The sequence below is a fragment of the Paraburkholderia guartelaensis genome (assembly GCF_004353905.1).
GTDB lineage: Bacteria > Pseudomonadota > Gammaproteobacteria > Burkholderiales > Burkholderiaceae > Paraburkholderia > Paraburkholderia guartelaensis.
The window spans coordinates 11,753-28,073 of sequence record NZ_SMOD01000027.1; the positions used below are offsets into that span (position 1 = coordinate 11,753).

Consider the following 16,321-nt stretch of genomic DNA (forward strand, 5'->3'; position numbering starts at 1 on the left):
ATGGACACCACCCTCCCTTCGGGGACGCAGGGTCCGGCAGCAAAGCGGAGGCCCCCCCAGAACCGAACGGCATCAATGTGCCAGAGTGGAGTTTCGACACGTCCACTTGAGGAACGGAGGGCCCAAATGAATGCTACGACATACGGACTGGATGTTGCAAAGCACGTGTTCCAGATGTACTGGGTCGACGTTCAAACCGGCGAGATAGCCAATCGACGATTTCGACGCGACGAGCTGATCGCGTTTCTCGCGCAGCGACCTGCAGGCCGAGTGGCGCTTGAAGCATGCGGCAGCGCGCACTGGTGGGCACGCAAGATCAAGGCGATCGGGCACGAGGTGGTGCTGCTGCATGCGAAGTTCATCCGACCATTTGTCCAGACAAACAAGACTGACGCGGCGGATGCGAGGGCAATCTGGACAGCGGTACAGCAGCCGGGGATGCGAACGGTAGCTACAAAAACAGAAGACCAGCAGGCGATGCTCGGTCTCCACCGGATGCGCTCGCTGCTGATCAAGTTCCGTACCATGCAAGTGAACCAGTTGCGAGGCCTCCTCTACGAATTTGGTGTGTCATTCCGGGCAGGACGCGCGGCATGTCTCACCGAGATGCGTACCCGCATGCCAGAGCTTGAGGATGTGCTGCCGGGAACCATGTTCAGCAGTCTGTGCGACCAGTTGAGGCGCATCGACGGAATCGAGCAGGATATCGACCAGCTTGAGAAGCAGATTAGTGGCTGGAACAAGCAGGAAGCTGCGTGCCAGGCAATCGCGGCGATGCCAGGTGCTAACACCATTGTGCAATTGTGCTTTGCACCGCCTTCGCCTAACTTTGCTTCCTGAACGGCAACTGTCGAAAGATCCATGGCTGGCGAGTGCGGGCCCTCGCCCCGTCGCAGCTATTGGTGCTGCGAATCCATGACTTACCCGAACGTCGCGCCGGTGGCCCAGCTCACCCGGGGTTGTTCACGGAACGGCCGGGTTTCCGTTCCGCGGAGAACATTCTGATGCGAGACTTCGTGTTTGTCTTTGCTCTTGTCTGATGCTGAAAGGGTTACGACTCTTCGAAATGTACCCGCCATCGTTCGACGCGCACTGATTGCTCTTTCGACTCCTAAATCGTTTGCGTCGGAGTCCATGGCGAACAGTACATCCGCAATAAGAAATCTCGCCGAAGCGGTTGCAGGGCAACCAGGACATGTGAGCTTATCGTTGTGGAACCGGTCCCCGCTCGCATTTCCATTGTCGAGCAGCTTACTTCGCAAACGCTGAGTGTCTACTGGAGCCATCCGCAATCCGGACATTGCGCTGATCAGGTGTGGCGGAAAGGCGTCGCACGCAGACCGTCTTTTTGCGCGTTGAGAGGCATGCGCATTTATCCCGGCGATTCGCCATGAGTGACCCGGTACTGTACGAGCAGGAAGGTTTCGTCGTCACGCTGACGCTGAACCGCCCCGAGACCCGCAACGCCATCACCGAGATGGAGGTAGTCGATGCGCTGGTCGACAGTCTGGCGCGCGCGCAAGGCGATATGTCAGTGCGTACGATCGTGCTGACAGGCGCGGGTCCGGCTTTCTCGTCGGGCGGCAATATCAAGCATATGCGCGACGAAGTCGGCACGTTCTCTGGCGGCGCGGGTCATATCCGCGAGAATTATCGGCGTGGCATTCAGCGCATTCCGCGCGCGTTTCATAAGCTCGACGTGCCGTGCATCGCAGCGGTCAACGGTCCCGCACACGGCGCGGACTGTGACCTCGCATTGATGTGCGATATCCGCATCGCCGGGGAAAGTGCGCTTTTCGCGGAGAGCTTCGCAAAAGTAGGCATCATTCCCGGTGACGGCGGCGCCTGGCTGCTGCCGCGCGCGATTGGCCTCTCGCGTGCGAGCGAGATGATCTTCACTGGCACACCGATCGATGCAAGGCGCGCCGCCGAGTGGGGCCTCGTATCCCGTGTCGTGCCCGACGGGGAGCTGATGGAATCGGCCTTAACGCTCGCACGCAGTATCGCCAGCAATCCGCCCGACGTCCTGCGCATGTCCAAACGGCTCGTGCGCGAAGGACAGCGGATGGATTTGCCTAGCTTGCTGGAGTTGTCGGCGGCGTTTCAGGGTATCGCGCATCGAACGGCAGATCATCGCGAGGCTCTGGCCGCCACCTTCGAACGTCGCGCTGTGGCGTACATTCGAATGTCGGTTCTGAGCCGGACATCGGACCCTCGTCGGCGGACCAATTTAAGGCGTAGCCATTGGCGGAGGGCGAGGCCGGCACGCTCGGGCGGTCAACCACTCGTTACACACTTCACCACCGGCTCCGCTCCAGCTACCACCAAAGTTCTATGGTTTCCCTGTTGCCGACCCGCTATTGTGGCCGCACGTGTTAGTAATATTGACATCTATTTCGGTAGCTAAGGTCGCTTTCCCTAGTCCACAGAAGTTTTGCGTGGCCCGTGAGTCATAGATTCTTTTGGAGGTGGTATGCGCGTCGGGTTGTTTATCCCCTGCTTTATCGATTCGTTTTTCCCTGACGTCGGCATCGCGACCTTGGAGTTGCTGGAACGGCTCGGTTGCGACGTAACCTATCCGCTTGACCAGACGTGTTGTGGTCAACCAATGGGAAACAGCGGTTGTGAGCGGGACGCTGCAGCGACGGAAGAGTTGTTTGTCAGAAATTTCTCTGACTTTGACCATATCGTTGCTCCGAGCGGTAGCTGCGTCCACCATGTGCGCGATCACATGACGGGAATCGAGCAGACGGCGGCGGTCAAAAAGGTCCGTGGACAGACCTTCGAACTTGTCGAGTTCCTGCACGATATATTGAAGGTCAACGAATTCCCATGGGCAGAGTTTCCACACAAGGTTGGCCTGCACAACAGTTGCGGGACCTTGCGCGGACTACGTACGGCGAAGATGTCGGAAATCAACGAACCCGCGTTTTCCAAGCCACTCGATCTTTTGTCCAAGGTGAAAGGAATCGAGTTTGTGATGCCATCACGTCCGGATGAGTGCTGTGGGTTTGGCGGTACGTTCTGCGTAACGGAAGAGCCGGTTTCAGCGCGGATGGGCTACGACAAAGTACGAGACCACAACCGTGCTGGTGCCGAGTACATCGTGTCCGCCGACTCGTCTTGTCTGATGCACCAGAAGGGTTGTGCCGAGCGGCTTGGACTCGACCTGAAATTTATCCATATCGCGCAGATACTCAATGGAGCACGTTCATGAGCCGCGTTGACCATGAAAAGCTTTCGAAGAAGTTTATCGACCACGAAGAGCACCTGGAATTTCACGATAAGCGTCTTTGGCAGCTGCGCCAGAATCGGGATCAGGTAACCTATGCGATTCCAGAGTGGGAGGAACTCCGCGTTCTGGCATCGACGATCAAAGAGCACACGTTGACTCATTTGACGGACTACCTACAGGAGTTCGAGCGCAACGCAACCAGTAACGGCGTCGTCGTGCATTGGGCTGCAGACGCAGAAGAACATAATCGAATTGTTCACCAGATCCTCGCAGAGCGAGGTGCGACGAAACTCGTCAAGAGCAAATCGATGCTCACCGAAGAGTGCGAGATGCGTCCGTACCTGGAGGCACGCGGAATCTCGGTCATTGAAACCGATCTCGGCGAGCAGATCCAGCAGCTCGATAATGAGAAGCCAAGTCATATCGTCGTGCCCGCGGTGCACAAGCTTGCGTCAGACGTGGCCGAAGTCTTTGCGAGAACTATTGGCACCGATCCCCGAGACCACGACATTCACCACCTTGCAGAAGCGCAGCGCGAGCGGACGCGACCGTTGATCCTCGACGCGGACGCAGGGATGACAGGGTGCAACTTTGCGGTCGCCGAAACGGGAACTGTCGTAACGTGCACGAACGAAGGGAACGCCGACTTGTCGGCTAACGTTCCGCCACTGCACATTGCGTCGATTGGAATCGAGAAGCTGATTCCTCGGCTTGAACATCTTGGTGTGTTTATCCGGATGTTGTCACGCAACGCGCTGGGAGCACCGATCACGCAATACACATCTCATTTCCGGGGTCCGCGCGAGGGTGCTGAGATGCACTTTGTTCTTGTTGACAACGGTCGCTCTGAACGCCTCGCAATGGATGATTTTTGGTATTCGCTGAAATGCATCCGTTGCGGCGCGTGCATGAATACTTGCCCAGTCTATCGGCGTAGCAGCGGATTGAGCTATGGCGGCGTTTATTCTGGTCCTATCGGGGCGATCATCAACCCCACCTTCGATCTGAAAAAGTACAGCGCGCTGCCATTCGCCTCGACGATGAACGGAAGCTGTACCAACGTGTGCCCGGTCAAAATCAATATTCACGAGCAGATTTACAAGTGGAGACAGATAGTTTCGGAGGACCACGAATTGCCTTTTGTCAAGACCCAGGCGATGCGTGCGGCGGGCAAGGTGATGGCCAGTCCAAAAATCTTTCGCATTGCCGTCGAAGGCGCAGAGATGGCCGTTAAAGAGTTGCCAAGGGCGTTGCTCTACAACCCATTCAACGCCTGGGGCAAGCAGCGCGAACTACCAGAAGCGCCGGATGCAACTTTTCGTCAATGGTTTTTGAAGAACAGGGGGAGCAAATGAACAGTCGTGACGCCATCCTCGACAAGATTCGGCGGGCGCAGCGCTCTCCGGTTGATCTACCGTCGGTGCCAATGTACGACGCCCACCTACCGGATGCTCAAAAGCGGTTTCCGGAACTGCTTGCGGTGATGGGCGGGATCTGGGTAGATGCTCCGGCAGATGGAGATATCGAGGCGCTGATACGCGCAAGGTTTCCCAGCGCGAAGGTAGTGTGCTCTGCTGTCCCAGAAGTGGCCGGTACGCGCCGGATCGAAGATGTAGGCGACCCGCATGAACTGAATGACGTCGACGTTGGCGTGGTCCGTGCTGCATTTGCGGTTGCGGAAACCGGCTCTCTCTGGATGAGTGAGGCGGAATACCGTGTTAATGCACTGGGTTACCTGTCGCAGCATTTGATCGCATTGCTCGACCCTCGTGACATTGTTGGCAATCTCCACCACACGTATCACAGGCCGGAGTTCTTTAAGGCTAACTATTCCGTGCTGATGAGTGGCCCGTCTGCTACGGCGGACATTCAGGGAGTCTTGATCCGCGGTGCGCAGGGAGTTCGTTCACTGACCGTTGTCCCGATGCCCCGAAGCGAGCACGCTGAACAGAACACGTGATCTAGTTGCGCTTCAACCTTCCGGGCGGGGAACCTGCCCGGCGTCCCAGTGCCTGTGGTTAAGCATTTGGGCGAATCCCACGACACCGTGATGCGCGTGTGGCCCTACGAGGCCTCACGCGGGGAGTAATCGACATGAATCTCAGTGCCCTTGACTTGTCGAGGATACAGTTCGCGTTCACCGTTTCGTTCCACATTATCTTTCCAGCATTGAGTATTGGGCTGGCAAGTTTCATAGCGGTGCTCGAGGCCGCGTGGCTGCGGACAGGCAAGCCACACTATAAGCAGCTCTGCATCTACTGGTCGAAGATATTCGCCGTAGGATTTGGGATGGGCGTTGTATCCGGTGTGGTCATGGCCTATCAGTTCGGTACGAATTGGGCCGGCTTTGCGGGATACGCAGGACCAGTTACGGGGCCGCTGCTTACCTATGAGGTAATGACGGCATTCTTTCTGGAGGCGGGTTTTCTCGGAATTGCGTTGTTTGGCTGGGATAAGGTTGGGCCGAAAGCTCATTTCGGAGCGACTGCGACGGTTGCTGTCGGTACGCTGATTTCGGCATTCTGGATTCTAGCTTCAAATAGCTGGATGCAGACTCCACAGGGCATCGCAATTGAAAACGGTCACGTTGTCCCAGTGGATTGGTTCAAGATTATTTTTAATCCGTCGTTTCCGTACCGACTTGCTCATATGGCGATGGCTGCGTTCCTGGTGGCAGCACTCGTTGTTGCGGCGGCTGGAGCCTGGCATCTCTTGAAGGGCCGCCGTGACCCAGCCATCAAGACGACGTTTTCGATGGCGCTGTGGCTGTTACTGATTCTCGCGCCGATTCAGGCGGTGATAGGTGATCAGCACGGCCTCAACACCCGTAAATACCAGCCAGCTAAAATCGCTGCGATTGAGGGCCTCTGGGAGACAGAGACGGGAGGTACCTCGCTGAATTTGGTGGGTGTGCCCGACATGGACGCGGAAGTGACGCGCTATGCCGTTAAGATTCCTCACTTGGGAAGCCTGATTCTCACGCATAGTTGGACAGGCGAAATTCGCGGACTCAAGGAATTTCCAAAGGCCGATCGTCCAGATTCAACCGTCATTTTCTGGACATTCCGCATGATGGTTGGACTCGGCATGCTGATGATCCTGACGGCAGTGATTGGCTTGGTGCTTAGGCTGCGTGGGCGTCTGTTCGAATGCAAATGGTTCCAGCGTCTTGTACTCGCTATGGGACCCGTTGGGTTCCTCGCGCTTATCGCGGGTTGGGTTACGACGGAGATGGGGCGACAGCCATGGGTGGTGTACGGGATGCTGCGGACATCAGATGCAGTTTCCCCGCTCAGTGCTCAGAGCGCAGGGCTGTCGCTAACAGCATTTGTCATCGTATATTTCCTGGTGTTCGGGACTGGGATCTATTACATCGTACGGCTCATCCAGAAAGGGCCCGAGTTGCCCAATGGGCCAAACCGCGTACTTTCATTTCCGGGCTTTGCGCGTGCCGGCCGTAGGCCACTCAATGCTGCTGAGTAACGCACCCACGGAAAACTAAGGAGTTGAAATGGGCGTGACCATTGTATGGGCTGCAATCATAGCCTTTGGGCTATTCATGTACGTGCTGCTCGACGGGTTTGACCTCGGAATCGGGCTGATCTTTCCTTTTTTCCCGCGCGAGGAAGAGCGCGATATGATGATGCATGCGGTTGCCCCGGTTTGGGACGGTAACGAGACGTGGCTTGTCCTCGGTGGCGCCGCGCTGTACGGGGCATTTCCCGTGGTCTACGCTGTTGCGCTGTCGGCATTCTATTTGCCGATTGTCTTCATGCTCATCTGTTTGATATTTCGCGGTGTGTCTTTCGAAATCCGCGGGAAGGCCACGCGAACAAAGAACGTTTGGAACCTGGCGTTCATATTGGGTTCTGCCGGCGCCGCGTTCTTCCAAGGTGTCATTTTGGGGGCCTACCTGCACGGTATCCCGATGTCCGGCGGTAGTTTTAGCGGCGATGCGTTCTTCTGGTTACAGCCGTTCAGCCTAGTCACTGGCTTGGGGCTAATGGCGACTTACGCTTTGCTGGGCGCTACGTATCTGGTAGCCAAGACGGAAGGCGATTTGCAGCGCAGGCTGCATAAGCTGGTTTGGCCCCTCACGCTCGTACTGCTGGTTTTCATTGCGGTTGTGTCGATCTGGACGCCTGCGACAGATTCCACCATTGCAACGCGCTGGTTCGATTCTGGGTTAATGTCACGCCTGATTCCGATCCCATTTTTAGTCGCCATTGCTGCGGTTCTGATGTATCGATCCATCAAAAGGCGCTTGAATGTCGCACCATTTGTGATCGCCGTCGCACTTGTCTTGCTGGGCTATATTGGGCTTCTAACCAGCATCTGGCCATATGCCATCCCGAATACCCTTACCCTGTCGGACGCCGCAGCGCCACGAGCAAGTCAGGTATTCGTGCTGGTCGGTGCTGTGATCATTCTGCCGATTATCATCACATACACGACTGCGGGGTATTGGGTATTTCGTGGAAAAGTCGAGAGGGGCGCCCAGTATCATTAGGCCGAGCAGTCTTTTGCATCAATTTAGGAGGTTGGAATGTCGACTACGCGGCATCAATTGATGCTTCGAAGAGCTTACTGGTGCGTTGTACTATGGGGGGCCGGCGTTGCTGGCGCAGGGCTTCTCGCGCTTCCATTTGAGCTGCTCGTCCGCGTTGCCATGCGGTAAGCGGTTGATGCGGTGTGGTAGCGGATATGTTTGTTATTTTATATGAATACGAAGTAACGACCACATGAAGACTACGCTCTGCAATGTCTTTAACATGTACCGCACCGCGCACTTGGCGTTACCGGAAACGTGGTCTGACTAGGGTCTGTGGAATCACACTATGTTGAAGCTACATCGATTCCACATCGGGTCCACTGCTTTTGTTTGGGCTGTAGAGCGATTGCGGTTCCCTTGGATGACTTCGCTGTCTTCGGTCGAGGTCAATCTATCGGAGGGCTTGAGGGCGGCTTGCGCTGCGACTGTTCTACTCCTTATTGGAGTAAGGATAAATAGCCCAGATTTTGCGTGGGCCGCAATAGGGGCGTTTTGGACGTGCCTTGCAGACGCAGCAGGGTCCCCGGCTCGGAGATTGGCGTCGATGGGAAGCTTTGCGGTGTTGTCGACCGCTGTGGGAGGAGCAACGGCCTTTGCATCGGATCTAGGCACCGTAAGTGCGGCGATTGCGATTGCGTTGTTCGTTTTTTTCGCCGGACTTTCGATTATCTTCTCCGCACCTGCCTATCAGGTGGCCATTCTCGCCGCGACTGCTTGCGTTGTCATGGTCGACCACCCGGCTTTTCGTGCGGGCGACGGGTTTCATTTTTTGTTCATTTACCTGACGGGCTGCTGCTTTGCACTCTTGCTTAGCTTTACTGTTTGGAGAATTCACCCATTTGCCCCTGCACGTTTAGCTACAAAGATTGTATACGGTCGCCTTGCTGAATTGGCCAGAGGCAATGCTCGGCTGCTGGCAGCTGCTAACTTTGATGCGGAAAAGTGGGCGCGTTGTACGGCGGAAAAGCGCATGTTGGTGAGAAACGCCATCGAGTCCGCGCGGAAATCCCTTGTCCGTATACCTCGCTCGAAAAGCGACGGTCGGCAATTGTTCAGTGATTTGTCGTTCGCAATTGAAGACGCGGAAGGGATCTTTGAATACTTGCTAGCTGTGTCTCACATGACCGAGCAGTCGTCGTTGGCACAGTTGAACCGGGACAGATCTGCCCGAGTTTTGACGGCTATGTCGGATCTGCTCGGTCGAATAGGGGACGTGTTGTCCGAACCGCCGGTTGCTTACCCGGTACCACTGAGGCGACGCCTCTCGCGGCTTTCCGCTTACCTGAAAGAGCCAGCAATGGGTCGACTTTCGTTCGAACGACCTCCAGTAGATACGGGGACGATTGCGCACACCGTGAAGAACGGCGGGTCATGGCTGGGAGCTGGGGTGCACGTTGTCCGCGAGGCGCTCCAGAAGCTACAAAGGAATTTGACTGCCGATTCCAGTGGCGTTCGCCATGCCATTCGGCTTGCGACAGCTACCACCGGGGCGTTTCTGGTCATACGAATTTTGCACTTACCGTACGGATATTGGGCAACTATGGCAACGCTGCTTGTTATGCAACCTTCAGTCGGCACGACATGGCCGCGGGGTATTGAACGTGCAGTCGGATCGACTGTGGGTGCTGCAATTGCGATCGTCATCGGCTATGTCGCCAGTACACGCTGGGAGCTCTCCTTAGCAGTGTTTCCGCTCACGTGTCTTGCAATGTCGATGCGTAAGGTGAGCTATGGTCTGTTTGTTGTATTTTTGACTCCCGCATTCGTACTGGTTGCCGACCTGGCTTCGCCTGACACCGGTCTCTTTAACTCTTTGGCGAGACTTGGAGACAATGTTCTTGGTGTAGTACTTGCCGTTCTCGCATCTACATTGCTGTGGCCGAAACGGAGCACGAATGAACTTGATATAGCGGTGACTGATGCTGTTCGGGCAAATATGAAGTACCTCGTGATGTGTTTGCAGGGAGCAGGAGCCTCTGACGCTGAGTGCGAGCAGGCCCGTCGCGGAGCCGGACTTTCAAGCAACGTCTTGGAGCAAGTCTATAAACTGGCTCGCTTCGAGCAGTGGAGTTTCGCGAAACGAGTGAACGACGTCGAGAAGGTGAGTAGCATCCTGCGGAGCATGGCAGGCGCAGCGAGCCGCTTTCGGGTGGCGATGCCGGGCCGAGCCCCCGATCAACAGCTGGTGTTGTGGATACTTGCTGCTGCGGAGAATGCGGGCACGGCAGGGCAAAGTATATCGCTTCCACTGGCACCATCAATACTTCGTTCTGTTCAACTTTCAGCACTGGAACTGAATGTAGTGCATCAAATGAAGCGCCTAGACGACCTGCTTGCGCGCTTGTCGTTTGTTCAGTAGATCGCGATAAGAAAAACGTAGGTAGTGCGATCCTAGGGTTGGGAGTGGTTGACTCGAATTGGGAGAAACGCTATCTACCGCAACTGACCGAAATGCGGGCCTCAGTGCGGCCCGGTCCACCAAGCATGCTCCCAGTCGGACCGGCCCACCGATCTGCCGTCCTTCGGGCGTTGGATCAAGCTCCGGTAACGGCCATTCAACGGGCCCAGGATCGAGTGGCAGAGAAAGGGTGACTTCGGTCACCCACATCGGGCGGCAATCGGGCCAGGAACGGCCCTTTGCGCGTGCCACTTAGCGGTCGCTCCAGCGTCCGTTTTGCTGTCGGAAGCAGTCATGGGGTCCATGGCGAATACTACGTCCCGGAAACGGCGTAGGTTATCGGCGTTCCCTGCCGACAGGGGCTTGGACTACTGTGGTATAGCCTGGAGGTATGCCGGCTTCGGGATTGGTCGATGCAGTTTCTGACGCTCGGCATTTGGCCGTTTGTTATCTTCCTGAGCGGTGGTCCGCTGACGCGCGCAACGCGCCTGGTCTTCGACACGATTACGCCGGAGGGCCTTTCCCATCGCTCGGTTGTCTACGTCATTGGCGCTCTGGACGCCGCTGAGCGTCTGATACAGCGCGACGCGGAGCGAATATAGGTCGCTGCGCGAATCGACTTCTACCTCGCCGAATACGGGTATTCAATGCGTGGGGTCAGGGTATCGTCTCTCGCTTCTTTGACCAGAACTGATCCGAGGTGATCGGTCGCGACTACCACCAAGGTCTAGTTTTTTTCCCATTGCCGGTCCGGTAACCTGAGCGCCAATCATCGAACGACGTTATCCCTCTCAAACCGGGCCGCGTGTGGGTGCTTTGGGAGGTGGGGGCTCCGGTCGACGATGCGCATGCGCCAATCGCCGAGCGTGCGTACCCGTGGGCCGGGCACGCGTTCGCTACGTATTCTGGTCCTTGCGCCGCGGTTCGATCACGGAATCCTGGCTGGCCGAAAGCCGGGGCATGGTCGACATATGTTCAACTTCATTGGAGAAATGAAATGACAAGGATTGCTTCCGACTACATGGTTGATGCGCTTGTGAAAGCGGGAGTCAAGCGCGTGTATGGAGTCGTCGGAGACTCGCTAAACGGATTCACCGATTCCTTGCGTCGGGATGGCTCAATTGAATGGGTCCATATGCGACACGAGGAAAGCGCGGCTTTCGCCGCTGGCGCCGAGGCTCATCTGACAGGAGAGCTCGCCGTATGCTGTGGCAGCTGCGGCCCCGGTAACCTGCATCTCATCAATGGGTTGTTCGATTGCCATCGCAGCGGTGTCCCGGTTCTCGCTATCGCGGCGCACATCCCAAGCACGGAAATCGGCATCGACTACTTCCAGGCGACGCATCCCGAAGTGCTTTTCAAGGAGTGCAGTCACTACGTCGAACTCGTGTCGAGCCCGGAGCAGCTCCCGCAGATTCTCAACCGCGCCATGCGCGCGGCAATCGGGCGAAAAGGCGTGGCGGTCGTCGTCGTCCCGGGCAACGTCGCGCTCGCCCCGCTTGCCGCACCTGCGCCTAACTGGATTGCACCAGCGGCGCCGTCGCTGGTTCGCCCACCGCTCGCCGAAGTCGACAAGCTGGCGGAGATGCTGAACGAGTCATCGCGAGTGGCACTGCTATGTGGCGCGGGTTGCAAGGATTCGCACACGGAAGTCATCGAGCTCGCGCGCAAGCTCAAGGCCCCCATCGTGCACGCATTGCGTGGCAAGGAATACATCGAGTACGACAATCCGTTTGACGTGGGGATGACCGGGCTCATCGGATTCACGTCGGGCTACGCGGCGATGACGAGTTGCGACATGCTGCTGATGCTGGGTACCGATTTCCCATATCGCCAGTTTTACCCGGAAGGGGCGGCGATCGCGCAGATCGATATCCGTCCGGAGACGCTCGGAAACCGGTGTCCGATCGACCTTGGCGTGTTGGGAACCGTCAAGGATACGCTCGGCGCTCTGCTGCCCATGATCGAGGAGAAAACCGACGCCGCCTTCCTCAATAGCGCGCTCGAAGATTATCAAAAGGCTCGGAGAAGCCTGGACGGACTGGCGGCACCGGAAGCGGGCAGCGACACCATCCACCCACAATACGTGACGCGGCTGGTCAGCGAACTGGCGGATGACGACGCCATCTTCGCCTGCGATGTCGGCACCCCCGTCGCATGGGCTGCCCGATACCTGAAGATGAACGGCAAGCGACGTCTGATCGGGTCGTTCAACCACGGCTCGATGGCCAACTCGCTCTTGCATACCATTGGCGCCCAGGCCGCTTTCCCGGACCGGCAAGTGATCTCGCTGTCCGGTGACGGCGGGTTCACGATGATGATGGGGGAGTTCCTGACGCTCGTTCAGGCGGGATTGCCGGTCAAGGTCGTCGTGCTCAACAACGGCACGCTGGGTTTCGTGGAAATGGAGATGAAGGCCAGCGGCTTCGTCGATACGGGATGCGACCTGAAGAACCCAAACTTCGCCGCGATGGCCAACGCCATGGGCGTCAAGGGCGTGCGCGTCGAGCATCCCGGGGAACTGGAGGACGCCCTGCGTTCTGCATTCGCACACCCAGGCCCGGCGCTGGTTGACGTGGTCAGTGCGCGCCAGGAGCTGGTGATGCCGCCCACGACCACCGCCGACCAGGCATACAAGTTTGGTCTGTTCATGCTCCGCGCTGTCATGGATGGCCGTGGGCACGAGCTTGTCGACCTCGCCAAGGTCAATCTGTTCCGGTAAGCCGGTAGCGGTCAACCTATTCCAAGGAGAATGAGCGATGTCCAGTAACGTGGCAAGCACGCCCGCTTCGACACGCGGCATTGAGACCGTGCATATCGGTTTTGTCATTGCGTGGTTCTTGTGCGCGGTCTTCTACTTCATGCAGTATGCGTTGCGTTCCGCGCCGAGCGTCATGATGCCCGAGCTGAGCTCGGCGTTCGCTCGCGATGTCGTCGGTGTCAGCGTGGTCGTCGGCCTTTTCTACTACAGCTATTCGCTGTGTTCGATCGTCGTCGGCGCGGCGCTTGACCGGCTCGGCGGCAAGGCGGTCATTCCCGGTGGCATCGTCCTGGTCGCGGCCGGGGCGGCCCTGTTTGGACTCGGCAGCGTGGAAGGCGCGCAGATCGGCCGCCTGTTGCAAGGGGCGGGCTCGTCGTGCGCGTTTATCGGCGCCGCATACCTGGCCACGCGCGGCTTCCCGCCACGATATCTCGCGACGGCCATTGGCTTTACTCAGTGTTTTGGCATGCTCGGCGGCGCTGCGGGGCAGTTCGCCGTCGGGCGGCTGATTCACAGCGTGATCAGTTGGCAGCAGTTCTGGTGGATGTCGGGCATCGGGATCTTTGTGATTGCGGTCCTGATGTTTGCGGCGACACCGAAAGAACAGGGCGACACGGCTGCAAGCCAGGGTTCGTGGCTGACCATGTTCGCGCCATACAAGGAGGTGCTTTCCAATCCGCAGTCGTACCTTTGCGGCTTCTGCGCCGGCTTGCTGTTCTTGCCCACGACGATTGGCGACATGATCTGGGGCATACCGTTCTTGCACAATGGCCTCCACGTCAGCTACGCCGAGGCTGTCAACCGTGCCAGTATGGTACCGCTCGGCTGGGTCATCGGCTGCCCGCTACTGGGCTATCTGGCAGACCATCTTGGCCGCCGAAAGCCCGTACTGATCGGCGGCGCGCTCCTGATGCTCGTGTCGTGCGCCGGCATTTTCTTCCTGCCTGCCGGCGTGGCGCCGCCGTACGTGCTCGGCCTGTTGCTCGGGATTGGGTCGGGCGCCGCCATGCTGCCCTACACGGTGATCAAGGAGGTCAATTCGGACAAGGTGAAGGGCAGCGCGAACGGCGCGATCAACTTCCTCGTGTTCACCTTCAGTGCCTGCCTGACGCCCCTGTATGGCAAGTTGCTCGGCCATATTGCGCGCGGCGGCGCAATGGACATGGCCGTGTTTCGCGGTGCGGGCGCGTGGCTGCTAGGCGGTATCGCGATCGCGATCGTCCTTGCGTTTTTCCTGCGCGAAACTGGACCACGAGGCCGTGCCGCCGGATGAGGTTCGATTATAATGAAACAGCCGGATGGACCGGCACCGTGAACTCAAAGATCGCGCCACAGGGTACGTTTGCGCGCGCCCACAATCGTCCGCCGTGTGCTTCGATGATCGAACGGCAGATCGACAGCCCCATCCCCATCCCCATCCCGCTAGCCTTAGTCGTATAAAACGGCTCGAAGAGGCGCTTGAAGTTCTCGGGAGCGATACCCGGCCCGGAATCGCGCACCGTCACCAGGACGGCACTCGGCTCGCTCATGGCGGTGCTGATCGTCAATTCCCGCGGCAAGCGTTCCTCGGCCGGTGACCGTTGAGGATCGCAAGAATTGCAGAAAGTCTTTTGGGGAGCAGGTTTCAGCTTTGCACTGAAAAGCGGCCATAGCTGGGAAGCCGTGCCCAGCGGCGGCTTAGGGTCGAGGCCGTGTGGAAACCCGATGGAATTGCAATGCGAAGCATAACCGCTGACCCGAGCGGCGCGTTTGGCTACCTTTTAGGTCATCACGGCGACCCCGAGAGGGCAAGCCTCTCCGATGCGTTCTGGCGAATTGAAGAGATGTGTTTCTGGACCTATGGGGTGCTCAGGCGCCCATCCGCCGCATTGCCTTCATCGTCTTGCTGAAGCCCAGGATTTTCAGCACTCGAGTGAGATTGTAGGCGAGTACGTTCAAACTCATCTCGGTACCTACGTTAGGCAATCTGCGCATCAGGAAGTGCGTGTAGCCCATCCAATGCTTAAACGTGCCAAAGACATGTTCGACGGTTCGCCTGCGCACTGTCATCGCATCAGGCGTCTTGTCCAGCCGACGTTGAACTGCGTCCAGCACCGACTCATGCTCCCATCGACTTATCCGTCGTTGTTCGCCGGGCGTGCACTGTGACTTTATCTTGCATTGCGAACAGGCACTACTCCAGTATCGATGTAGCTGCATCCCGTGTTCCTCACTGGTGTAACGGTAGATTGCCCGCTCTCCAGCTGGACATTGGTATTCGTCGTCCCGCGCAATGTAGATGAAGTCTGCCTTGTCGAACCGGCCGTGGTGTTTCGCTCCCGATGTTGTCGGTTTCGGCAGAATGACTGCAATTCCCGCATCGTCGCACTGCTTGATTTGAGGCCCACTGTAGTAGCCACGATCGGCTACTGCCTGCAATCTGGTTTTGCCCATCGCATCGCGCGCGGCTCGTGCCATCGGGCTAAGCTGCGCCCGGTCACTACCAGAATTTGTGACCTCATGAGCAACAATGAGGTGATGTTTGGCGTCAACGGCCACTTGCACGTTGTAGCCGACCATCCCCGAGCCTTTTCCGCTCGTCGCCATGGAGCGCGCGTCGGGATCAGTCATCGAGAGTTGGCCATCAGGCTGCGTCTTGAGTTGCTGCTTGATCTGATTAAGGTTTCGCATCTGCTCGCGTAAGCGCGCGATCTTGTCCTGCAATCGGGTCGTCTTCGCTTCCAGCTCGGCGGGTTGCGTACGATCGGCAGTCTCCAGCGCGTTCAGATACCGCTGGATGCTCTCCTCGATCTGCTTCTGGCGCTTTTCGACCTTACCCTCTGTGAAGTTACGATCACGAGTGTTGACTGCCTTGAACTTGCTGCCGTCGATGGCAACAAACGCTTGCGAGAACAGCTTCAGTTCGCGGCATAAAACGACGAAGCGGCGACATACGTTGCGAATGCCTGTACCGTTGTCACGACGGAAGTCGGCTATGGTCTTGAAATCCGGCGCCAAACGGCCCGTGAGCCACATCAATTCAACATTGCGTTGACATTCACGTTCCAGGCGCCGGCTCGACTGGACCCGGTTCAGGTAGCCGTAGATATAGATCTTCAGCAGCACGCCCGGATGATAGGACGGTCGACCTGTAGTCGACGGCATCGCTCCATCGAAGCCCAGTGATGCAAGGTCAAGCTCTTCAACGAACGCCTCAATGATTCTGACCGGATTGTCCTCGGCAACGAAATCATCCAGGCACTCTGGAAGCAGCGTCACCTGCTTGCGATCTTCACCTTCTATGAATCGCTTCATCCGGTCACCCGTGCTGAATGAGTTAATCCAGTTTAGGCGATCAGCGTGTTTTCACACACCCTAGGTCGGCTACAGCCAACC

At 57.6% G+C, this 16,321-nt stretch carries 12 protein-coding genes and 2 pseudogenes; 12 read left to right on the forward strand and 2 right to left on the reverse strand.

The features are described from left to right. Window positions 1–126: 126 nt before the first annotated feature. From E1N52_RS29060 to E1N52_RS29115, 12 genes and pseudogenes are all read left to right on the forward strand, one after another. Window positions 127–783 (forward strand): annotated as a pseudogene (locus tag E1N52_RS29060) (IS110 family RNA-guided transposase); the annotation flags it as partial. 428 nt (window positions 784–1,211) lie between these two features. Beyond that, on the forward strand, window positions 1,212–1,394 hold the full coding sequence (locus E1N52_RS29065; RefSeq protein ID WP_246089251.1) for a DUF3331 domain-containing protein: 183 nt from the start codon (window positions 1,212–1,214) through the stop codon (window positions 1,392–1,394). Next, window positions 1,391–2,179, forward strand: a pseudogene (locus E1N52_RS29070) (crotonase/enoyl-CoA hydratase family protein); the annotation flags it as partial. The gene E1N52_RS29065 and the pseudogene E1N52_RS29070, both read left to right, overlap by 4 nt. Window positions 2,180–2,473: 294 nt before the next feature. Next, entirely contained in the window at window positions 2,474–3,217 is a 744-nt protein-coding gene (locus E1N52_RS29075; protein ID WP_133186328.1) for a (Fe-S)-binding protein, read from the forward strand. Next, the gene (locus E1N52_RS29080) at window positions 3,214–4,590 is read left to right on the forward strand and encodes a lactate utilization protein B (RefSeq protein ID WP_133186330.1); all 1,377 of its coding nucleotides are present in this window, start codon (window positions 3,214–3,216) and stop codon (window positions 4,588–4,590) included. The genes E1N52_RS29075 and E1N52_RS29080 overlap by 4 nt, the downstream gene beginning before the upstream one ends. Then, window positions 4,587–5,195 carry a LutC/YkgG family protein gene (locus E1N52_RS29085; RefSeq protein ID WP_133186332.1) on the forward strand — a complete coding sequence of 203 codons (609 nt, stop codon included), beginning with the start codon at window positions 4,587–4,589 and terminating at the stop codon, window positions 5,193–5,195. Before E1N52_RS29080 ends, E1N52_RS29085 begins: the two co-directional genes overlap by 4 nt. A gap of 128 nt (window positions 5,196–5,323) precedes the next feature. After that, window positions 5,324–6,718 (forward strand): cytochrome ubiquinol oxidase subunit I, encoded by a 1,395-nt coding sequence (locus E1N52_RS29090; RefSeq protein WP_133186465.1) that lies wholly within the window; start codon window positions 5,324–5,326, stop codon window positions 6,716–6,718. A gap of 28 nt (window positions 6,719–6,746) precedes the next feature. Then, window positions 6,747–7,745 (forward strand): cytochrome d ubiquinol oxidase subunit II, encoded by a 999-nt coding sequence (cydB, locus tag E1N52_RS29095; protein WP_133186334.1) that lies wholly within the window; start codon window positions 6,747–6,749, stop codon window positions 7,743–7,745. Window positions 7,746–8,331: 586 nt separating this feature from the next. After that, the gene (locus E1N52_RS29100) at window positions 8,332–10,146 is read left to right on the forward strand and encodes an FUSC family protein (protein ID WP_165979465.1); all 1,815 of its coding nucleotides are present in this window, start codon (window positions 8,332–8,334) and stop codon (window positions 10,144–10,146) included. A gap of 452 nt (window positions 10,147–10,598) precedes the next feature. After that, window positions 10,599–10,787, forward strand: a complete 189-nt coding sequence (locus tag E1N52_RS29105) for a hypothetical protein (protein WP_133186338.1) — start codon at window positions 10,599–10,601, stop codon at window positions 10,785–10,787. A gap of 395 nt (window positions 10,788–11,182) precedes the next feature. Next, complete coding sequence (gene poxB / locus E1N52_RS29110) at window positions 11,183–12,907, forward strand: ubiquinone-dependent pyruvate dehydrogenase (RefSeq protein WP_133186340.1); 1,725 nt, start codon at window positions 11,183–11,185, stop codon at window positions 12,905–12,907. Between the two features lie 37 nt (window positions 12,908–12,944). Then, entirely contained in the window at window positions 12,945–14,219 is a 1,275-nt protein-coding gene (locus E1N52_RS29115; RefSeq protein ID WP_133186342.1) for an MFS transporter, read from the forward strand. A gap of 7 nt (window positions 14,220–14,226) precedes the next feature. Here the strand turns inward: E1N52_RS29115 and E1N52_RS45325 are convergent, their stop codons facing one another. Both E1N52_RS45325 and E1N52_RS29125 read right to left on the reverse strand, forming a co-directional pair. Then, on the reverse strand, window positions 14,227–14,493 hold the full coding sequence (locus E1N52_RS45325; protein ID WP_281282755.1) for a sensor histidine kinase: 267 nt from the start codon (window positions 14,491–14,493) through the stop codon (window positions 14,227–14,229). 301 nt (window positions 14,494–14,794) lie between these two features. Further along, a complete protein-coding gene (locus tag E1N52_RS29125) occupies window positions 14,795–16,240 on the reverse strand; it encodes an IS1182 family transposase (RefSeq protein WP_028208235.1) in 1,446 nt (481 codons plus the stop codon). Window positions 16,241–16,321: the final 81 nt, after the last annotated feature.